Consider the following 20800-nt stretch of genomic DNA (forward strand, 5'->3'; position numbering starts at 1 on the left):
CTGTCCTCAGTTTTTTGCATTCGTTCGCAGTGATAGACGATGTGCCAGCCTGCAGTTGTGGCGGCGCAATCCTTGTGATTGTCACGCCGCCACCGATAGTCGATACCTACATCTTTCCGACGATATTGATGAACCAGCCGCGGTCATTATAGGTCTGATCGGCCAGGTCAGAGCTGAAACTGCCGAAATTATAGCCGCCGCCGACCTTGAGATTATCGCCGATCTGACGGTAGACACCCGCCAGCGCACCGTAGTTCGCCTCATTGTCGCTGGATTGGTAGAGAACGCGTGCTTCGGTCAGGAAGTCCCATTTTTCGATGACGTGGAAATCTGCGCGCAGTACCCCCAGCTGGGCGTTTGAATTCTCCCAGCCCGCGAAGTAGACGCCCTTCTGCGGATCGTTGACCTGATAGTTCGTCTCACCGAGGCGAAACGCATATTTGGCCCCCAATGTCAGCATCTTGGTCGCCATGAACTCTGCGTCGGCGGACAAGATATGCGAACGCTGGCCTGGATCGAGCCTATTCGTGCTGCTTGCCCTGCCATTGCTGTCGGGCAGGTTATAAACGAAGTTATAGCGGAACAGCGCATTGAAGCGATCATTGGCGACCGGCCGATAGGCATAGCCAACCGAGCCGTTGATATAGTCCCCCAATGTCGAATATGCGTTGTCACCCTTGTTGCTGAACGAAGCATCGACACTGGTCAGCAGACGCCAGTCGTCATTTGTGCGATAATTCAGGTAACCCGTGGCAAGATAGACATCGAGGTCGCGCGTGCCATCCTCGGAATTGTCGAAGCGCGTTTCACCGCGCAACCGCATCGAGATCCCCGAATTCTTGTCATCATCATAGGCATAGGCCAGAGCAAACGCATCGCGGTCGAAATCGGCGTTTTTCAGGCCGGTTGCGGAATCAATCGTGTCGTCGATGACCGATTGTCCGGCATAGGAGGCCTCGACCGTCCTGACCGCGTCGGGTGCGAACTTGATACCATAGGTTTTCGACAGGGAATTGCGTTCGCCATACAGATCATAGCTGTTCTCGGCAAAGGCACTCCACATATCGTTCAACTGCTTTTCCGCACCGACAACCAAGCGACCGAGGTCACGCCCGGTGAGGTCGTAGTCGCGGTTCCAGTCATAGGCCCGATCGGGATCCACGACATAGTTGACGTAATACCGGTCGGTTTCGCTGGTCTTGTAGGAAACACCGACAAGCCCGCCCAACCCCGTTGTGCCATAGGAAAGCTCGGCATTGGCGCCAAGCCGCTCGGTTATCTGGTAACTGGTACCGACACCGCCGCGGTCATTGCGGAGAATATTGCCCTGCCGGTTCGCGGTGACCTGACCGAAACCATAAACCTTGCTGACCTCGTCGTTCAGAAGATAGGCCGCGCGGACACCCGTATCGAGACGTCGCCCGTCGGTCCCATACTGCCCGGCCTGAACGCTGGACGGATCACGCTGAACTACATAGCCAAGTCCGAAGGACACGGTCAGCCGGTCATTGATTTCCTTCGCTAGGGTTGCCTTGCCGTCTTGCTTGGTGCGCCCGGCAACGACACTTTCAGATTGCGGATTGTAGTAGCTGTCCCGATCGAAATAATCATAGGACAGATCCAGCGACAGATCGCTGGTCAGCTGCAACTCCCGTGCACTGAGCCCCCAGGTCACCTGAGGTGCGTCCAGGTCTTCGGTGATCGAGCTGAAGCCCGCCTCCTTGTCCTCGAAATAGCCCTTGATCAACCCTTTCGCCGAACTGTTGAAATCCGACAGATCCGCCTGGCCGGCAAGCCGCCAGCCAAGGGCCTGCTTGTTGGCGTTTTTGTCAGGAGAGGTAAAGGAGAAGCCGCCATCGGTCGAGGTCGACAGGTTGTTGACCGAGCCTCGGGTGTTGGCAATTTCAGCGTCAAGATAGGTCTGATCCGTGTAGCGGAGGCGGACGTCACCGCCATAGGCCTTGGCCCTTTCGCCATCCGAACTATCGGATGAACCGGTTACCCCGAGGCGGACATGATCACCAAGCCATTGCTCTGCCCGGCCACCATAGGCATAGCCATCGACATCCTCCGTGGCCGCTTCGTAGTTATACTGAACGACGAGATAGACATCATTGCCGCCAAGCGCACCGTCCCGGACCGCGTCCGCAGTGCCGAGCTGCGCCTGCAGCGGCGACGTCAGCTGGACGTAGCCACCCGAATAGCTGATGGTATAGTCCTCAGCGTAGACGAGCGTCGTAGTCTTGATAACCTCGCCGGTATCAGGATTGCGGGTTTCAACCGTTATGGTTTCACTGCTGCTGATGAGATCGTCGTGATTAAGATAGTAGAGCGAGCCGTTGGTCGCCTTGAACTGATCGGTTGCCGTCAGCTCATCGGGCTTGGCTGCGTAGAGCTGAGCCTTGGCACGGGGCGCGCCAAAGGACGTTGCCCGATTGGGCTGATAGATCGCCTGGGCACCATAAAGCGCCCGGTTGCTCTTCTGCAGTTCGGTTCCGTCGATCGTGACCTTGTATTCGCCCCACATGACCTGACTGCCGTCGGCCTGCAGCCGAACGAAAAACTTTCCGCGCGTCGGAGCATCCTCATAGGCCACTGAATCATCACCATAAACGGGGTAATAGTCATCCTCCTTCAGGTTCCGCAGCTGATCGCGCTTATTCTTGTCGCCAAGCCCGGGTATCAGATCCTTCAGCTCGCCCTCTCCGGTGTCGAGCGCCGCCGTCATCAGATATTTCCCTTTGATCTTTCCCTTCAGGTAAAAGGCGACGCGCCCATTGGTATAGATCTCGTCATATTCGCCGGGCTTGACCTCCTCGATATTGGCCGAGCCCGTGCGCTGACCGACCGTCAGGTCGGCCAGACCGACATAGAACCACTCGCTCTGCGGGATTTCGACATCACGTGAGAACTCCAGCCCCTGCTGGCCGCCCGGCCGAAGCACCGAAACATCAACCGACCGCTGACCAGCCGGCAGGATGCGCTGGACGACAAAGGCGCCGTCTTCGGTCGGAACATTGTCGTTCAGCGCCTCGACCCGGTAGCCGTCAGGCACGTTCTTGCCATAGACCGTAACCTGACCGCCGTTGAGCACCATGTTGCGGATCCCGGCATAGTCTTCCGACATGTCCAGCGTCCCCTGCAAATTCTCGGGGTCGCTTGCCCCTGAGGTGCGGGAGAGCTTTGAGCCTGGCTGGTTGAAATAGCCCGTCGTCGGCTTGAGGCGGATGAGACGCGCGCGGGTTTCGTCATAAAGCCCGTTCTTGCCGTAGACACGCAGAACATAGACGAGCCTTTCCTCGCTGTCGGGAATAGGTGGAATGACCCATTGCGTATCGCCGTTCACGGCGGCCGGAACGACATCCATCGGCACGCTGTCGGCACTGAACGTCTTCTCGTCCTTGAAGATGCGGATTTCCGCGCGTTCGATGAAGTCGGGATAGTTCGAGCTTGTTACGAAATCGACTGTCTCACCGTAACCGACCGGCTTTTCGACATCCCGTGTCAGCACGTTCAGGATTGGCTTTGCACCAAGTCCATCGAACTTGACCTGAATGTCGACATTGCCGAGCGGATCAACCGGCCGCACCGCTGCGGCGGCCGAAGACTGGTCGGCCGGCATTGGTGCATTCCCCGAGAGCAGCGGCTGACCATCCACGGTAATCGCGAAAGGCACCGGCTTCTCTTCGGCGCGGGCTGCTTCGACACAGGAGAAAAGAGCCGTTGACGCATAGAGTCCGAGAAGAAAGAAGTTTGTTTTCATTGCAGAATTCATGATTTTTGTTCCAACCCGTCTAAGGTTTCGACGCATAGGTCTGTTCACTGCGAGACTTGCTTGCGTGTGGTGAGATCGAGCTCGTAGGGTGTTCCGACGGCGGCCCAGCGGGCGTTGAGTGCCCGTTCGATGGCGGTCAGTCGCTGATCAGCCAGGGAATCGGAGGGAGCCGTGTGATAGGTCACGCGCAACCGTGACTGACTTTTGGAAACCACTGCGATCAGCTGATCGATGCCGTGCTGCCACTCGCTCTTCAGAAGAGTCGTACCTGGCTGGAAGGCATCCGCCTGAAGGTCGAAATCCACCAGATGCCCCGCAGCGACGCCAAAATTGATGGACGTCATCTTGCCCTTCGTCAGGCGCACCACGCGCGGGTTTTCACTTGTCAGCCGGTAGCCGGCTGGCAGGGTGCGCTCATCGAGTTTCATGATGAAGTTCGAGCCGATATCGGCGGCTGGCAGATCCGCACAAGCAACATGGAAACGCCCATGCTTGTCGGTCGTCACCAGCGTTCCGGTGACCGTTGCCACGCGGACGCCTGGCACGCCGGAATCGCCCTGATCGAAGTAGCCGTCACCATTGCGATCGTCGAAGACACGGCCGATGACATCTGCACAGTCAAACTCCGGATCGGGCATGACCGTCACCTTGGCTGCCGCTTCCGGTGCCAGCTTCCGGCCAAACTGATTGAAGATATTGGCCTTATTTTCATAGTCACCGGGAGAAAGCGTCGACAGAGCGATCATCGAAAGGCGGACATAGGCCGTCTGGCCGGCGGCCAGCGTGATGTTGTCGATGCGGATTGTGCGACCATTCATGACAGGCTTGACCTGCACGCCATCGACGGTGGCAGTGTCCGCGGCATAGCGGAAACCGTCGGGCAGCCGATCCTCGATACTGATCTCCGAGATCTGGCTCTTGGCGTTGTTGATGATCGAGATGATGAAGGGTGCCCGGTCTCCGCGGTGTATCTGCCGGATACCAGCCTGCTTGATGAGCGTGATCCCTGACGGTGCCAGCCCCGGCAGGATCACCGTTGCCGATCCAGGCGTGGCCGGAGCCGTCTGCTTGCCGGCAGAACCTGAGGCGGTCGCGGTGTTGACGATACCCGTCTGGCTACCGGCCGAGATCTCGACATCCGAGAGGGTGAGACTGTAGTCTGCCCTGAAGGTGACGGTCTCTCCGGGACCGAGCGTGGTGGTCGCCGGCACGAAGTTCGATAGCGTGCCGCTTCCCCGCTGACCGCCGGGAAGAACGACGCCCTCATCGACAGGCTTCACATTCTCGATACGCTGACCGCCATCATTTGTGACGGTAACGGCATAGGAGATCGTGTCGCCTTCACTGGAGAAGCCGTCGGCATCGACATCGTTGAACGTACCGGTCTTGGTCACAACCAGCGTTGATGGCTTGGCCCAGGTGATTTCAACGCGGCTCAGAACACCCTTGACGTCTTCGCCACCGGGATTCTTGGCCGCCGGCAAAGCCTCGGTGAACAGGCGACCTTCAGCGGCATCCTTGGCGATCAGGTGGTACGTGCCGGTGAAACGCGCCGTTTCCTCCGGTGCAAGCGTCGTCTTCGACGCGGTCATTTCCAGGCCCTGAAGCGTTGGCGCAACATTCACCGCTTCAAGCGTCGTGGTACCGGTATTGGTGACATCCATCGTGAAGCTGACGGTTTCACCTTCTTCACCGACGCCGTTCTCGTTAACGTCGTTGAACGTTCCCTGCAGAACACCGTCAATGGCAGCCCGGCTGTTCGGTGCGCTGACGCGGACCTCGTCGCCACCGGAAACCGGAGGCGTAGCATCGCCGGGCGGGGTACCGCTTGCGGTGACCGTATTGGCCATGCCGCCGGCATCGATATCGTGCTGGGTGACCGTGTAGCTGGCGGTGAACTCAGCGCTCGTGTTTGGCGCCAGAACCTGCGCTGTCGAAGGCGAAAGCGCGAGCTGCTGCGTCGTGCCGTCGTCGCGCTTCAGCGTGTCTTCCGGCAGGATATTCCGAAGCGTTACGCGGCCGGTATTGGTGACCTTGATCTTGTAGCTGATCGTCTCACCGACATCGTAAAGGTTGTTGCCGTTCAGATCGTTGAGCTCGCCAGTCTTCTCGACCTTGATGCCTGCATCGGTCGGGAACGTGGCTTTGGCTTCGTCTGTTCTGGTGATCTGCGATCCGCCATTGGAGCCTGTACCCGCTGGCGTTGCCGCCGTCACGGTCACCACATTGGTCAAGGAGCCCGTGTCGATTTCCGTCTGGCTTGGCGTATAGCGCCCCGTCAGGATGACGTTCTGGCCCGGCAGCAAACTTCCGTCAAAGCCAGCTGGCGCGGCAAGCGGTGCATCGAGGGTCTTGTCCGCCGCCTTGATATTGCTGAGCGTTGCATTGCCGCTGTTGCGGATCGTGACCGTGTAGGAAAGGCTGGCGCCAGGATAGAAATCCGCACCATCCCCGGACACGGCCTTATCGACCTCAAGCCCTGCCTCACGCGGAAGGGACGTATTGATCTGCTTCTTTTCGGAAACCGAATTGCCGTTCGTGTCCTTACCCGTCACGGTGGCTTCGGCGCTGACCGTGCCACGATCGATATCGGCCTGGGTCAGTGTGTAGGTGCCCGTAAAGGGCCCGGACTTGCCGATCGGCAGGCTGTCGATCTGCGCCGGAGCCATGGCGGCAACCGGCGGGTTGGACACCCGGAGACCCGTCACGCCAACCTTGCCCGTGTTCGTCACCCGGACATTGTAGTCGATCGTTTCACCGGCATCGGCCAGGCCGTTGCTGTTGGCGTCGATGAAGGTTCCCTGATTTTCGACGCTGATCGTTGCTTTGATGTTCGGTGCGCTGACGCGGGCCTCGTCGCCATCGGAAACCGGGGGCGTAGCATCGCCGGGCGGGGTACCGCTTGCGGTGACCGTATTGGTCATGCCGCCGGCATCGATATCGCGCTGGGTGACCGTGTAGCTGGCGGTGAACTCAGTGCTCGTGTTTGGCGCCAGAACCTGCGCTGTCGAAGGCGAAAGCGCGAGCCGCTGTGTCGTGCCGTCGTCACGCTTCAGCGTGTCTTCCGGCAGGATGTTCCGAAGCGTCACGCCGCCGGTATTGGTGACCTTGATCTTGTAGCTGATCGTCTCACCGACATCGTAAAGGCCATTGCCATTCAGATCGTTGAGTTTACCGGTCTTCTCGACCTTGATGCCTGGATCTGCCGGGAATGTGGCTTTGGCATCATCCTTACCTTCGATCTTAGATCCGCCATTGGTCCCTGCGCCCGCTGGCGTTGTCGCCGTCACGGTCACGACATTGGTCAAGGAGCCCGTGTCGATTTCAGCCTGGCTAGGCGTATAGCGACCCGTCAGGGTGACGTCCTTACCCGGCAGTAGACTGCCGTCAAAGCCACTTGGCGCGGCAAGCGGTGCATCGAGGGTCTTGTCCGCCGCCTTGATATTGCTGAGCGTTGCATTGCCGCTGTTGCGGATCTTGACCGTGTAGGAAAGGCTGGCGCCAGGATAGAAATCCGCACCATCGCCGGAGACGGTCTTGTCGACCTCAAGCCCGGCCCGGCGCGGAAGAGCTGTATTCACCGGCGTCTGACTAGAAATCGCACTGCCGCGCGAATCTTTCCCCGCTACGGTGGTTTTGGCGCCGACCGTGCCGCGATCGATATCGGCCTGGGTCAGTGTGTAGGTGCCCGTAAAGGACTCGGACTTGCCGATCGGCAGGCTGTCGATCTGCGCCGGCGCCATGGTGGCAACCGGCGGGTTGGACACCCGGAGGCCCGTGACAGCGAGGCTACCCGTGTTCGTCACCTTGCCATTGTAGTCAATTGTTTCGCCGGCATCGGCCAGGCCGTTGCCATTGGCGTCGCGGAAGGTTCCCTGATTTTCGACGCTGATCGCTGCCTTGCAGATGCCGCCAAATCCGGAAAAATAGGCCAGCAGACCGGTATGCTCAGCCTGCGACTTGATCTGCACAACAATTTCGTTGCGGCCTTGCCTGAAACCGCTCCTCAGATGTCCGCTTTCACCGCGACCAGACTTATAACTATCCGCCCAGTAATATGTGTCTTTCCCGGTATGGTCTGACTTGATACTCCGACTTCTTACACCCTGAGCGGTGCTATTGACCCAGACCTGGTAGACGCCATCGTCGGCGTAAAAGTCCATCTTCAGATCCAGTGATGACGGATCAATGCTCTGGTCGAGATTGAATTGATAGCGGAAGAACGTATCCCGATAGCTGAGGCTTTTCGGGCTGGTTGGCGGTCCCTGGTGGCCGGCGCTGTTGAATGAGATCCACTCGGCATTTCCGCCTGCAGCTCTGTGCCAATGCGAGGATTGATGGCTGCGAACCACAATATTCGCGCGCTGGTACGCGTAATTGCGCGGCGGCGTTGACGATTCATAATAAGGCGATTGCGGCCGAGTAACTTCCCAATTGGCATCAAGGCCCGATGTCAATCGCCCGCCATTGGCCTTGTTGAAGCCGGTGTTGAACAGCTGACCAGCGTCCGCACAGGACAGCGTCGGAATATCCTGCGCCATGACGCGGATTGCCGAGAAACACACCGCCAGCGTGACCAGCAGGGCAGCGCAGAAAACCGCAAAAATCGTGAGATCGACGCCTTCTCTCTGGCGCCCGGACTGCTGCCTGGCACTGGCACGCACAGCACCGCATTCCCGGACGGAACGTCCGGGAAACAGTATTTTTTTCAATGTCATAAGCGAGTATCCCCAACTCCAGCATTCGGATGGACGCGGGAAAGCAGCCAGCGCCTGGCAAGCCAGATGCCGGCGGACTGTTCCCGCCAATGTCTCGAAAGCGTTCCCGCTGCTGAGGCAGATGCGCAGCAGTATCCTTATGAAAGCCCCCAGGCTTGCACTTGCATGCAGAAAAGCCTGTTTCACATCAGATTCGGAATTCGATTCGAGCCGTTAAAACAACGGCCGAAAGCTGCCATCAGGCACAGAGAAGGTGAATTTGCTAAAATCTATAGTATAGCTAAGTCTATACTTGTATGTTTTTACTGAAATACCATGTTTTACAACTAGGTAAATTTCTCAGTTTATTTTCAACGAGATAACTGGAAGGAAAAGTGGCAGGCCGGTCGGAAATATAGCTGAAATTTTCGCAAGCGGCGCGTCATCGACAGAGCCGGCCGACACAAAGCACGTAATCGCATGTTTGAGGTCACATAGGACCGCAAGGCGCTGCGCTGCACCTTTGGCACAGCGCAGTTCGCCTTGCGGCGTCTGCCGTCAGGCAAAACCGCGCTGCAGCGCTCAGTTGCCCGTCATGTTCATGCCGGCTTTTCCGTCCGCGCCCGCAGCGACCGACAGAACGGGAAAGTCGACGATGATGGATCCGGCCTTCTCAAAGGTCAGCTTAACCTTCACGATATCCCCCTCAACCAGCGGCCCATGCAACTTCATGAACATGATGTGCATGCCGCCGGGTGCAAGCGTGACCGTCCCTCCGGCAGGTATATCGATACCGTCCTTCAGCTGATACATGCGCATGACGTCACCCTCCATGCGCATATTATGCAGCTGCACCTGCCCGGCGATATCCGACTCCGCCGACAACAGCCGGTCGTCCGTCCCGCCATGATTGGCGATCGTCAGGAAACCGCCGCCGACAGGCGCGCCCGGCAGCGTTGCCCGGGCAAAGGGACTGCCAAGCACAAGATCGCCGAGCATAAGGGTTTCGCCATCCGTCGAATGCATATCGCCCATCTTCGGCATGGTCTGGGCATAGACACCGCCCTGGCTTGCAAGAAAGAGCGCGCCGGCCACGGCCAGCTGTAGAAGTCGTCTGTTCATAATGTTTCTCCGTTCGCAAAATCACCGGCCGCAACGCGGCCCTCACACGATGTCAAACGGAGGCGGGCGGGCCACGCGGACGGGCAGCGCGCACTGGCTCCGCCCGCTTCACCAGTGGAGCCTGGCGGCCGCTCAGAACAAAAACCAGACCGTCAAAGGCCGGCTCTGCCGCAGCCGGTGGCGAGGGCAGACTGAACACTTTGCCGCGACAAGCATGGCAAGCACCGTGATGGGAATGATCATCCACTGTGCCGCCTGCGCCGCCGCAGAGCGAAAGCGGTCCAAAGGCACTGAGTCCAGTTTGAAAACCCGCCGCACCTGAAGGCAGAGGCACAAAGGTGAGTATGAAGATCGCCACGACGGCAAGTGCCGCCGCCAGCTCGCGGCAGACGGCGCTGGCGCCGTCCTGAACACGGGCCTTTGTCCGCTGCCGGCCAGAAACCGGCACGGCGCGGGCTCGCACGGACGCCTTGTTCCCGGCGGCATGTTTCCTGCCACACAAGAACGCCACAGCATTCTCAAATGCTCTTAAGGCCCAGTCGCGCATCGTCTCCCCGCTTCGGCCGCGACTGTGCCAGCGTCATTTCTTAAACGCAAGCGCGGACTTTCCCAGGTCACACCGTCTGTGCCAGAACAGAATTCGGCAAAACAATGTGGCAACGCCGATGTGGAAGGAAACGATTTGATGGACGATGTGTTGATCAGCGTCAGTGAAGGCGAGGCGAACACCCTTGCCATGGAAATCCTCAAGGAGGCCGGGTTTTCACAGTCCCATGCTGAAGCCATCACCCAGTCGATCATCACGGCCCAGCGTGATGAATGTCATTCGCATGGTCTTTACCGGCTGATCAGCTGCACCCGTGCGCTGCAGACCGGCCGGATCGATCCGGCAGCCGAGCCGAGCGTCGATGGCAGCACCGCGCCGGCGATTATCCGCGCCGATGCCCGCCATGCCATTTCCCTGCTGGCCTTTCAAAAGGCCATGCCGCTACTCGTCGAACGCAGCCGAAGCCTCGGCATGGCAGCGCTTGCGATCAATAATTGCTATCATTTCTCCGCACTCTGGCCTGAAGCGGAAGCTCTGGCAGCAGAAGGCCTCGTGGCGATTGTCATGACAGTCAGCCATGCCTGGGTCGCGCCTGCAGGCGGCAATGCACCCGCTTTCGGCACCAATCCGATCGCTTTCGCCTGGCCAAGGCCCGGACGTCTGCCTTTCGTTTTCGACTTTGCCACATCCGCAATTGCCCGCGGCGAGCTGGAACTCTGTCGCCGCGAAGGACGGCCCTTGCCGCACGGCGTCGCTGTCGACCGAGCCGGCAATCCAACCACTGACCCGGAAGCCGCGGCAGAAGGCGCCATGCTGACATTTGGCGGATACAAGGGATCCGCGCTCTCCGCCATGATCGAGCTGATGGCCGGCCCACTGATCGGCGACATGACAAGCGCCGCTTCGCTTGCCTATGACAGCGGAACTGTGCCCTGCCACGGCGAAATCATTCTCGCTTTCGATCCAGCCCGTTTCATGGGCAATCACGCACCGCTCCATCTCGCCCGCGGCGAGGCGCTGTTCGACAGCATTGTCAGCCAGGGCGCCCGCCTGCCCTCGGCGCGCCGCCATCTGGCCCGAAAACGCAACAGCAAGGGACAGCTGCGTGTCCGCTCAGCTCTTTGGCAGGAGCTGCAAGACATGCCGAATGAACGCCATGAATAAGTATACACTAACATTCTCAACGTGCCCGAAAGGAAAATTCAACACGGGCTGCAGCCAGAACAATCTATCATACCGCAACAAAACCGACCGTTCGTGAGAGTAATTTGTTCGCCTATGGTCTCAAACAGTGCACTTAAGCTTTCGTTTGCGTCAGCGAAACGCTAATTTCATCCCTCAGACTGGATCAGCCGGGAGGCCGAATTGAAAACTCCGATTAATGAAGACCCTGACATGAGTGATGATGAACTTGGCTTCCACCGCTGGAACAATTTCGGCCGACTGCTTGACCGGCTCCATGTCGGGTTTGACAAGCTGGCGCTGACCTACCTCAAGGAAGCCGGGTTCGATCACATGACCGCGGCACAGTTTCACGTCGTTCGCGTGATGCAGCTCGAAGGCGCCAGCGTGACCGCCATGGCCGAACGTGCGGGGATTTCAAAGCAGGCCATGAGCAAGTTGATCGCCGCCTTTGTCGAGAATGACTTTGTTACCTGGGTCCCAGCCACCGGCCATGCCACCAAGCAGATCGTTGTCACCGAAAAAGGCCGGCGGCTGATGAAAGAGGCGGTATCAGTCATAAATCGCGTGGAAGAGGTTTTTTTCGCAACCCTCAACGATGAAGAGCGCGAGGTACTGCGCAATATGCTGCAGCGGGTGACCGTTGCCAATGAGGACATCTCCAACGAGCGCATCAGCAGCTGGAGACGCCGGCGCAGCTGATCATCCTGAATGAACAGATTGTAATGTTCTGCCTGTTGCCTTCTTGTTGATTATCATCTAGTGTCAATATTGTTGACGGTTCGGGCTTAACCCAGTGTTCCGTTCAATGCCAGGGGCAGCAAGCCGGGATGATCTGCTGATCATCCCGGACCCTCTCCCCATGATTAAGAATGACCAATGTGTCAATATAGTTGACATCTCAACTCTCCATCGGCGCGCATAAGCCGCGTCGAAGGCGGAGCTGCCATCGACTGTGCTATTCAGGGGCCGCGTCGACAGTGCAGCTCCGCCAGCTTTTCTGCGCAAAGAGCCGCCGGAAAGCCCCGGCGGCCAGAAAATCACGCTATACGGCTGAGCGGTTTCATTCATGTAGTCCAGATGCTGACCTTCGTCCGCTTCGAAGCGCATGAAGCTTGACCAGCACGGCAACACCAGCGAGCGCAATCCCGGTCAGGCTGACCATTGGCCAGCTGCCGCGCCCCCAGGCGAAGGCGGCAAGCGACGAGCCCAGTGCGCCACCAAGGAACATCACCGTCATGAAGAGTGTATTGATTCGACTGCGTGCCGCCGGATCAAGCGCGTAGATGATATGCTGATTGGAGACCAGTGCGCCCTGAATGCCGAGATCGAGAATCACGACGCCGACGACGAGCGCAATCAGTGAAGCCGTCAGGCCGAACAGCAGCCAGGCCGCCAGCGCCAGCATCGCGCCCACGATCACGACCAGATGCGGACCGCGACGATCGGCCAGCCGCCCGGCAAGCGGCGCAGCTAGAATCCCGGCGACGCCGACAATGCCGAACAGGCCGGCGACATCCGCACCAAGACCGAATTGCGGCGTGGCCAGATAAAGCGCAAGGATGCTCCAGAACGCTGTGAACGCGCCGAACAGCCCTGCCTGAACGAAGGCCGCAATACGCAGGGCCGGATGCTGGCGCCAGTAATGGGCCAAAGATGCAAGCGCAGCGCGATAACGCATTTTCGACACGGGAGGATGATCCGGCAGGGTCGCCGCCATCGACACAACGCCGATAATGGCCAGCGGGACACCAAGCCAGAACATCGACCGCCAGCCTGCAAGCTCGCCGACAAATCCCGACAGCGTGCGCGAAAACAGAATGCCCGTCAGCAAGCCAGCCATCACGACACCGATCGTTCGCCCCCGGGCAGCATCGCTGGCGAGCGCCGCGGCATAAGGGACAATCTGCTGCGCAACGGCAGCACCTGCCCCGAGCAAAATGGAGGCCAGCGCGAGAAGGAGCGGTGTCGGCGAAAGCGCGGTCAGGCCCGAGGCAACGGCAATCACAGCAAACTGGGTGATGATCAGCCGCCTCCGATTGAGGATATCCCCGAGCGGCAGCAGAAAGAACAGACCGGCAGCAAAACCGAGTTGCGTGGCGGTGGGAATGTAGGTGGCCAGCACACTGCCGGGGAAATCAGCCTCGATCAGGCCAAGCATCGGCTGGTTGTAATAGACATTCGCCGCCGCCAGCCCTGCAGCAAGGGTCATGGCGTAAAGCACGACCGGGGTAAGCCCACCCGGCGACATCCGGCGTTCGGCATTCATGATCAAAGCCTTTCGTAAAAGAACATGACGGAAAGATATGATTTTAACGCCACGACTGTTAGTCTTCCGATATGATGATCCGGTATAACGATATGTGATATAATGAACACCAATGATCTTCGTGTCTTTGTCGCCGCGGCCGATAGCGGCAGCCTGTCTGCTGCTGCCCGCAGGCTTGGCATCACACCGATGCTGGCGAGCCGCCGTCTGGCGGCCCTCGAGACAGCATTGTCCGTACGCCTTATCCACCGCACCACGCGCTCCCTGTCGCTGACACCGGAGGGCGAAAGCCTGATTGGCTATGCCCGCACGATCATTGACAGCGCCATGCAGGCAGAGGCCCTGTTCACCGACCCGGGACGGGTGACGGGACGGCTGCGAATATCGGCTTCGGTCCCGTTCTCGCGCAAGATCATCGCTCCTCTTGTCCCGTCACTGCTGAACCGCCATCCGGAACTGAGCCTTGAGATTGACATGAACGACGACATGACGGATCTCGTCGCCAACGGAACGGATGTCGCTATCCGCATCGCCCGGCTGCGTGATTCGGAGATGATCGCCCGCAAGCTTGCAGACAATCGCCGGCTTCTGGTCGCAAGCCCTGATTATCTTGAAAACGTCGGCCGGCCCCTGAGACTGGACGATCTCGCCCAGCATAGCTGTCTGACGACGTTTTCAGCGCAGCATTGGTATTTTGAAACGCCAAATGGCAGAAAGCGGCTGAAGATCAACAGTCGCTTTGCCTGCAATTCGATTGAGGGCGTCTATGCCGCTGCGCTTGCCGGCGCCGGCATCACCGTGCTGGCCCACTGGAACATCGCCGATGATCTTCAGGCGGGCCGCCTCAAGGCCATCACGCTGCTTGACGATGCCACCCCTGAAACGACAGCGGTCTACGCCATCTTTCCGACCCGGCTGATGCTGCCGCCAAAGGTCTCCGTCTTCATCACAGCCGTCTCGGGGGTTCTGGCCGGGTTGCAGATGGTCTGAGCGGTCAGGAAAAGCCCATCACCCGATGGGGAATATACGGGGCCTCCAGGCGCGCGATCTCGTCCGGCGACAGATGAAAGGACAGCGCCGCCACCGCGTCATCGAGGTGGTGCGGCTTGGAAGCACCAACGATCGGCGCGGTGATCACATCCTTGGACAGAACCCAGGCCAGCGCCACGCGCGCCATCGGCACGCCGCGTTCATTGGCAATCGCGGCGACGACATTCACCACCTCGCGGTCGGCCTCTTCGCTTGCAACATAAAGCGTCTTGCCAAAATCATCCGTCTCGGAGCGCGCCGTTGCCGTCGCCCAGGGCCGGGTCAGCCGTCCGCGCGCCATCGGGCTCCAGGGAATGACGCCAATACCTTCGGCAGCACAAAGCGGCAGCATTTCCCGCTCTTCCTCGCGATAGAGCAGATTGACGTAATTCTGCATCGACACGAACCGTGCCCAGCCATTGGCTTTCTGTGTCGAAAGCATGGTGGCAAACTGCCAGGCATACATGGATGAGGCGCCGATATAGCGCGCCTTGCCGGCCTTCACGACATCATTCAGCGCCTCCAGCGTCTCCTCGATCGGCGTGTGATAATCGAAGCGGTGGATCTGGTAGAGATCGACATAATCGGTTCCAAGCCGGCGCAGCGAATTGTCGATTTCCTGCATGATCGCCTTGCGACTCAGTCCGGCGCCATTCGGCCCTTTATGCATGCGGTTGAAGACCTTGGTCGCAATGACAACCTCGTCGCGCGGCAACAGCTCCTTCAGCGCTCGCCCGACGATCTCCTCCGATGTTCCGTCGGAATAGACATTGGCCGTGTCGAAAAAATTGATGCCAAGCTCGACGGCCTTTTTCAGAAACGGCCGGCTCTGTTCTTCCGGCAGCGACCAGGGATGGGTGCCCCGCTCCGGCACGCCATAGGTCATGCAACCAAGGCAGAGTGCTGAAACATCAAGGCCTGTGCGGCCAAGCTTGACATAGTCCATGATGACTTCCTTACGATTGGGATGCGACGAAAGACAAGACTAAAGCCACAACCAACATGATGCGAATGGCGGGATCAAAATGCTTGCGAATGACAAAAATACAACTTTTTTCTTTGGATAAACGCCAGAACCGTTCATTATAGCACCTTACATTTCGTCGCCTCTCGCATGACGAGAAAACCAAGATCGTGTTCAGCACCAGAGCATTGTACATCACGACAACAGGCGCTGGTCGCATTTATGTTTTGTAAGTACTGCTTGTCCTAATTATCTGTAGCAAATACCGGATTAAGAAAAAATCGTAGCCAAACCCAACAGTCTGGAGAGGCAAAAATGCCTAGAAAAACCCACTTATCAGCCATATGTGCAATCATAATCGCACTGGCTCCTTCCACCTCTTTCGCTCAGGACACCACTCTTGATGTACCTGCTCTGGAACAACGGGCCAGCGACGGCGCTGTGTCGGCGATGATGAAGCTCGCCCGAGCTTACAGCGCAGGCGATGGCGTTGAACAAAATTCCAGCAAGGCAACATCATATTTTGAGCAGGCCGCGAAAAGTGGCAATGCCGGTGCCATGATGATGGCTGGTCTCGCCTATCACAACGGCGACGGAGTGGCACAGAACAGCGTCGTAGCCGCGGACTATTTCCAAAAAGCAGCCGAAGCTGGGAATGCCGGTGGCATGGTGATGCTAGGCTTGGCCTATAGCGAAGGCAATGGTGTCCTACAGGACGATGCCAAGGCAATCGATTACTTCCAAAAAGCAGCCGACGCAGGCAATGCCGGCGCATTGGTCGCACTGGGACGCGCCTATCAGTCCGGCGCCGGCGTACCCAAGGACGAGGCAAAGGCTGTCGACTACTTTCAGCAAGCCGCGGATAAGGGCAATGCTGGCGCATGGGTCGCGCTCGGACGCGCTTACCAGTCAGGAACGGGCGTAGCTCAAAATGATGCCAAAGCAATCGAATACTTTCAGAAGGCCGCAAAAAGCGATAATGTTGGTGCCATGGTTGCCCTTGGACGGGCTTATGCTGAAGGTCAGGGCGCCCCGCAAGACAGTGCAAAGGCTGTCGAGTATTTCGAACAGGCCGCCGAGAAAAACAATATCGGCGCTCTGATCGCGCTCGGCCAAGCCTATCTCACGGGTACTGGCGTCAAGCAAGATGGCGATAAAGCCGTAGCCTATTTCACCCAAGCTGCGGATCTGGGAAATGTTGGCGGCATGGCCGCACTTGCCAAAGCCTATAGTGACGGCAACGGCGTTCGGAAAAACATGCCGAAGGCCTATGAATGGGCAGCAAAGGCCGGGGCAACCCTGTCCACCGGCGGTCTGATTACGCAACGCTTGATCGACCCGAACGGTTTTGTCGAAACTGTTCAGGGCCAGCTCATCGAGAAAACGTATTATGACGGCCGTGCGAACGGCAGGCTGACGCAAAGCACGATTATGGCGATCAACAAGCTTTGCCGCGACAACGATATTGCGCAGCAATGCGCCACCGGGCCGCTTTCACCAACTTCGATCCGCGCCTATGCGCCGTTTCTAAAATGATCTGAGAAATGTCAGGTCCGAATATGCCGATCATGCACAGCATATTCGGATCATGTCCCGTGGAGTTCGTTAATCGCGGTCGTCGAGCTTGTCGGAATTGGCGTCACAGGTCAGGCTCTTGGTTCTCTTCGGGGTCGGCAGTTTCCGCATCGAAGTCGTCATTCTTGACGCGACGACGGCGGTCGAGCTTGTCAGGTGCCGTGACTTCCAGAACCTCGACGCGAGCCGCCTTCATGTACCGCAGCAATCCTGCGCCATCGCTTCCTGAGCGTTCAATCCCGATACATTGCAGATCGCCAAAAGACTTCATCCAGGATAGCATCAAACGATACCCATGACAGGTCGTGGGAAGGCTCTCGGTGCCAAGAACGCGGACCTGATGATTGAACCGTGCCGGGTTTGCCGGAGACCGTTTGGCTTAAGTTATACGGCCACCGCTGGTGCGTCCAGCGTGGCATAGTATCGTTTTTCGGCCTTTGCGGGCGGAATGTTTCCGATCGGCTCCAGAAGGCGTCGGTTATTGAACCAGTCGACCCATTCCAGCGTTGCGAACTCTACGGCTTCGAAGTTGCGCCATGGACCTCGCCGATGGATAACCTCCGCCTTGTAGAGCCCGTTGATCGTTTTGATCTGCCCCCTTCAAACTGGACCAGATTTGGTTAGAGTTTTCCGGTGCATTTTCCTGGCTGGGAAAGGAGCGGAAGACGATGAAGGCATCGCAGTTTTCGGACGCCCAGAAGGCGTTTGTCTTGAAGCAGGGCGACGAGGGTGTGCCCGTTGCGGAGATTTGCCGCAAAGCGGGGATCAGTCAGGCGACCTACTTCAATTGGAAGAAGAAGTATGCCGGCATGTTGCCGCCAGAGATGAAGAAGCTCAAGCAGCTCGAGGACGAGGAGCGCGTCTGAAGAGGATCATCGCGGACCTGACCCTTGATCGCGAAATGCTTCAGGATGTTATCCGCCGAAAACTCTAAGGCCTGCTCGGAAGCGGGAGATAGTGAAGGGCATGTGCCAGGATTGGGCGATTTCAATCCGGCGTGCCTGTGGGGCTCTGGACTTCGATCGATCCACCTACCACTACACCTCTCGCCGCCCCGATCAGGCCGGTCTCGAACGACGCATCCGCGAGATTTGCGTAAGCGGTGTTTTCCTCGCACATTGACCAGGCGCGGCGGGCCGTTCCGAAGCTACCGCTGCAGCATTGACGGCAACAAAGCGCTATACGCTAATTGCGGACGAACTCAGAGAGCTGTCACGAAGGGTTTGTGAAGGTCTAGTAAGGTCGCACAGATGCTTATTCAGAGGTTTCTTCAATGACTTCACGCTGCCCCTTTTGTACTAAGGACAGGCCTCAAGATGACTCCATCCAGATCGAGCAGGGTAGCGTGTACTTCCTTCGAAGCCCCGACCCGGTGCTGCAATGCGCCGGAATGATCATTCCACTCCGACACGTTTCGACCCCGTTCGATCTCACACAGACGGAGTGGAATGACACATTCGAACTTCTTGGCAAGGCAAAGCTGCTGCTCGATCAGGATAGCCCTGATGGCTACAACATCGGCTGGAACGTGAACCCGGTTGCAGGACAAACGGTCCCACATGTCCACCTACATGTTATCGGGCGCTTCGTTGATGAGCCCTTTGCGCAACAGGGAATACGCCATCATCTCAAGAAGCAAGAGAATATACGCAGCTCGCATGTCCGCTTCGGGACCGACAGCAGACCTTAGCCGTTTGATCGCCGCGAATAATTCCACGGCAACAGCTCTTCGATACGGCTCTGCCTATGGCCATTGACGATGGCGGTCAGCGTGGCGCTCAGGTAGGCGAACGGATCGAGAGAATTTAGCCTACAGGTCTCGATGAGCGAGGCAATGGTTGCCCAGTTCTCTACTCCTGCATCGTGTCCGGCGAAGAGCGCATTCTTCCGATTCAACGCAATCGGCCTGATGGTCCGCTCGACGGTATTGTTATCGATCTCGATCCGGCCGTCGGTCAGGAAAACACAGAGGCCATCCCAGTATTTGGCGATGTAGGCCAGAGCTTCGCCGAGCGGCGATTTGCCAGCGACGCGGGTGCGATGGTGTGTGAGCCAAGTTCGCATGTCGGCAATCAATGGCGATAATCGTTCTTGCCGCCCAGCGAGGCGAGTTTCTGCGGGGAGCCCGCGCAGCTCGGTCTCGATCCGATAGAGTTCGCCGATCCGCCTTACGCCCTCTTCGGCAATTGGCGCTGACCCATTACGCGTGATCTCGACCAGCTTGCGACGGGCATGGGCCCAACAATAGGCAAGCCGGATGTCGAGACTGACACGATCCGGTGCGATCAGCCGATTATATCCGGCGTATCCATCGACTTGGAGAATGCCCGTGAACCCCTGCAATATCCGCTCCGCATGGAGCCCGCCGCGACCGGGCGCATAGGTGAAGGCCACACCGGGAGGTGCACCGCCACGCCACGGTCGATCATCACGGGCCAAGGCCCAAAAGTATCCGGTCTTGGTCTTGCGGGAGCCATGATCGAGGACTGGTGCGCGGGTCTCGTCCATGAACAGCTTCGTCGACCGCTTCAGGTCTGCGATCAGAGCGTCGAAGACCGGGCGCAGTTCGAATGCCGCTCGACCGACCCAATCAGCGAGTGTTGAGCGGTCAAGGTCGATACCCTGTCGGCTCATGATCTGGGCTTGGCGATAGAGCGGCAGGTGATCGGCATATTTGGACACCAGCACATGCGTGATGGTCGCCTCGGTCGGCAATCCGGCGTGGATCAATCGTGCTGGCGCTGGAGCCTGGGACACTCCATCGGTGCAGGCACGGCAGGCATATTTGGGACGGCGGGTGACGAGGACACGGAACTGCGCCGGAATGATATCCAGCCGCTCGGACACGACCTCCCCGATGCAATGCAGACCACCGCCACAGTTGCAGATCAAGCTATCCGGCTCGATGAGTTCCTCGACACGAGGAAGATGGGCGGGAAGAGAGCCTCGATTGGCCGCGCGTGCTTTGGGCTGCGGTTTACCCGGAGCGCTGTCAGCCTCGTCTTCGGCACGGATCGCCGCAATGGCCGTCTCCAAGTCTTCCAGTGCAAGATCGAATTGCTCAGGGTCGGCCTTCTCGGATTTGCGGCCAAAGGCGGCTTGTTTGAAAGCGGCGACCAGTTTCTCCAGCCGTTCGATCCGCTCCTCCTTGCGGACTTCACGAAGCTGGGAGGCGATCAGCATCGCCTTTAGAGCAGCAATATCGTCTGGAAGATCGACCGCGCCCAACATGGAGGAAGTCTATCAAATTACGTGTCGGATCGCCGCCGGAATCTCGCAACCGAGTCATCGTGACGCACCTATTCAATTGCTGTTGGCGCTCGTGTCTCTACGGATCGGACACGACGCCAATCAAGTCTTGCAAACAGCGCTTCGAACTGGGCATGGCCCAAGGTCATCAGGCGGTCCCGGATGTCTGGCCAGGTAAAAGTGTGCTCCTCCAACCGCTTGTAGGCCATCACCAGACCGCTGCCATCCCAGTAGATCAGCTTTACCCGATCCGCCTTACGTGATCGGAATACGAAAACCGTTCCTGTAAACGGGTCCTTGTGCAGCTCGTTCTTTACCAGCGTCGCCAAGCCATCGTGACCCTTACGGAAATCGACAGGCTTAGTCGCCAACATGATCCGCACTCGGTTCG

12 protein-coding genes and 3 pseudogenes are annotated in these 20800 nt (G+C 58.3%); 6 read left to right on the plus strand and 9 right to left on the minus strand.

Annotation, left to right across the window (positions count from 1 at the left end; genetic code table 11):
* Window positions 1-106: 106 nt before the first annotated feature.
* The 3 genes from HCK86_RS09890 to HCK86_RS09900 form a co-directional block, all read right to left on the minus strand.
* Window positions 107-3763 (minus strand): TonB-dependent receptor, encoded by a 3657-nt coding sequence (locus tag HCK86_RS09890; protein ID WP_176084303.1) that lies wholly within the window; start codon window positions 3761-3763, stop codon window positions 107-109.
* A 56-nt stretch (window positions 3764-3819) separates the two neighbouring features.
* Window positions 3820-8493: a DUF11 domain-containing protein gene (locus tag HCK86_RS09895; RefSeq protein WP_176084304.1), complete on the minus strand. Its 4674-nt coding sequence runs from the start codon at window positions 8491-8493 to the stop codon at window positions 3820-3822.
* Between the two features lie 561 nt (window positions 8494-9054).
* Window positions 9055-9594: a copper chaperone PCu(A)C gene (locus HCK86_RS09900; RefSeq protein WP_176084305.1), complete on the minus strand. Its 540-nt coding sequence runs from the start codon at window positions 9592-9594 to the stop codon at window positions 9055-9057.
* 685 nt (window positions 9595-10279) lie between these two features.
* Between HCK86_RS09900 and HCK86_RS09905 the strand changes: the two genes are divergently transcribed.
* Both HCK86_RS09905 and HCK86_RS09910 read left to right on the plus strand, forming a co-directional pair.
* Window positions 10280-11305 (plus strand): Ldh family oxidoreductase, encoded by a 1026-nt coding sequence (locus tag HCK86_RS09905; protein WP_176084306.1) that lies wholly within the window; start codon window positions 10280-10282, stop codon window positions 11303-11305.
* A 231-nt stretch (window positions 11306-11536) separates the two neighbouring features.
* Window positions 11537-12025, plus strand: coding sequence for a MarR family transcriptional regulator (locus HCK86_RS09910; RefSeq protein ID WP_176084307.1), 489 nt, complete (start codon window positions 11537-11539; stop codon window positions 12023-12025).
* A 361-nt stretch (window positions 12026-12386) separates the two neighbouring features.
* Here the strand turns inward: HCK86_RS09910 and HCK86_RS09915 are convergent, their stop codons facing one another.
* The gene (locus HCK86_RS09915) at window positions 12387-13592 is read right to left on the minus strand and encodes an MFS transporter (RefSeq protein WP_246739538.1); all 1206 of its coding nucleotides are present in this window, start codon (window positions 13590-13592) and stop codon (window positions 12387-12389) included.
* Window positions 13593-13694: 102 nt separating this feature from the next.
* Here HCK86_RS09915 and HCK86_RS09920 point away from each other — a divergent pair, with 102 nt between their 5' ends.
* Window positions 13695-14582 (plus strand): LysR family transcriptional regulator, encoded by an 888-nt coding sequence (locus HCK86_RS09920; RefSeq protein ID WP_176084308.1) that lies wholly within the window; start codon window positions 13695-13697, stop codon window positions 14580-14582.
* Window positions 14583-14586: 4 nt separating this feature from the next.
* Here HCK86_RS09920 and HCK86_RS09925 read toward each other — a convergent pair whose 3' ends face one another.
* Window positions 14587-15567 carry an aldo/keto reductase gene (locus HCK86_RS09925; protein ID WP_176084309.1) on the minus strand — a complete coding sequence of 327 codons (981 nt, stop codon included), beginning with the start codon at window positions 15565-15567 and terminating at the stop codon, window positions 14587-14589.
* Between the two features lie 333 nt (window positions 15568-15900).
* Here HCK86_RS09925 and HCK86_RS09930 point away from each other — a divergent pair, with 333 nt between their 5' ends.
* Window positions 15901-17121, plus strand: a complete 1221-nt coding sequence (locus HCK86_RS09930) for a tetratricopeptide repeat protein (RefSeq protein ID WP_176084310.1) — start codon at window positions 15901-15903, stop codon at window positions 17119-17121.
* 136 nt (window positions 17122-17257) lie between these two features.
* Here the strand turns inward: HCK86_RS09930 and HCK86_RS09935 are convergent.
* Together HCK86_RS09935 and HCK86_RS09940 are read right to left on the minus strand one after the other, a co-directional pair.
* Window positions 17258-17455, minus strand: a pseudogene (locus HCK86_RS09935) (IS110 family transposase); the annotation flags it as partial.
* A gap of 89 nt (window positions 17456-17544) precedes the next feature.
* Window positions 17545-17748: pseudogene (locus HCK86_RS09940) on the minus strand (IS3 family transposase); the annotation flags it as partial.
* 80 nt (window positions 17749-17828) lie between these two features.
* On the opposite strand from HCK86_RS09940, the pseudogene HCK86_RS09945 reads away from it, so the two are divergent.
* Both HCK86_RS09945 and HCK86_RS09950 read left to right on the plus strand, forming a co-directional pair.
* Window positions 17829-18255 (plus strand): annotated as a pseudogene (locus HCK86_RS09945) (transposase); the annotation flags it as partial.
* Between the two features lie 178 nt (window positions 18256-18433).
* Window positions 18434-18850: an HIT domain-containing protein gene (locus HCK86_RS09950; protein WP_176084312.1), complete on the plus strand. Its 417-nt coding sequence runs from the start codon at window positions 18434-18436 to the stop codon at window positions 18848-18850.
* Here the strand turns inward: HCK86_RS09950 and HCK86_RS09955 are convergent.
* Window positions 18847-20391: an IS66 family transposase gene (locus HCK86_RS09955; RefSeq protein ID WP_176084313.1), complete on the minus strand. Its 1545-nt coding sequence runs from the start codon at window positions 20389-20391 to the stop codon at window positions 18847-18849. The genes HCK86_RS09950 and HCK86_RS09955 overlap by 4 nt on opposite strands.
* Window positions 20392-20459: 68 nt before the next feature.
* Window positions 20460-20783: an IS66 family insertion sequence element accessory protein TnpB gene (gene tnpB / locus HCK86_RS09960; protein WP_176084314.1), complete on the minus strand. Its 324-nt coding sequence runs from the start codon at window positions 20781-20783 to the stop codon at window positions 20460-20462.
* Window positions 20784-20800: the final 17 nt, after the last annotated feature.

This window comes from Martelella sp. HB161492 (genome assembly GCF_013184775.1).
Taxonomy (GTDB): Bacteria; Pseudomonadota; Alphaproteobacteria; order Rhizobiales; family Rhizobiaceae; genus Martelella.

What these genes read in the sequence shown, in the direction of transcription:
- HCK86_RS09890 (WP_176084303.1), bottom strand. Translation starts at nt 3,763, where the DNA reads ATGAAAACAAACTTCTTTCTTCTCGGACTCTATGCGTCAACGGCTCTT.
- HCK86_RS09895 (WP_176084304.1), bottom strand. Translation starts at nt 8,493, where the DNA reads ATGACATTGAAAAAAATACTGTTTCCCGGACGTTCCGTCCGGGAATGC.
- HCK86_RS09900 (WP_176084305.1), bottom strand. Translation starts at nt 9,594, where the DNA reads ATGAACAGACGACTTCTACAGCTGGCCGTGGCCGGCGCGCTCTTTCTT.
- HCK86_RS09905 (WP_176084306.1), top strand. Translation starts at nt 10,280, where the DNA reads ATGGACGATGTGTTGATCAGCGTCAGTGAAGGCGAGGCGAACACCCTT.
- HCK86_RS09910 (WP_176084307.1), top strand. Translation starts at nt 11,537, where the DNA reads ATGAGTGATGATGAACTTGGCTTCCACCGCTGGAACAATTTCGGCCGA.
- HCK86_RS09915 (WP_246739538.1), bottom strand. Translation starts at nt 13,592, where the DNA reads ATGAATGCCGAACGCCGGATGTCGCCGGGTGGGCTTACCCCGGTCGTG.
- HCK86_RS09920 (WP_176084308.1), top strand. Translation starts at nt 13,695, where the DNA reads ATGAACACCAATGATCTTCGTGTCTTTGTCGCCGCGGCCGATAGCGGC.
- HCK86_RS09925 (WP_176084309.1), bottom strand. Translation starts at nt 15,567, where the DNA reads ATGGACTATGTCAAGCTTGGCCGCACAGGCCTTGATGTTTCAGCACTC.
- HCK86_RS09930 (WP_176084310.1), top strand. Translation starts at nt 15,901, where the DNA reads ATGCCTAGAAAAACCCACTTATCAGCCATATGTGCAATCATAATCGCA.
- HCK86_RS09950 (WP_176084312.1), top strand. Translation starts at nt 18,434, where the DNA reads ATGACTTCACGCTGCCCCTTTTGTACTAAGGACAGGCCTCAAGATGAC.
- HCK86_RS09955 (WP_176084313.1), bottom strand. Translation starts at nt 20,391, where the DNA reads ATGTTGGGCGCGGTCGATCTTCCAGACGATATTGCTGCTCTAAAGGCG.
- tnpB (WP_176084314.1), bottom strand. Translation starts at nt 20,783, where the DNA reads ATGTTGGCGACTAAGCCTGTCGATTTCCGTAAGGGTCACGATGGCTTG.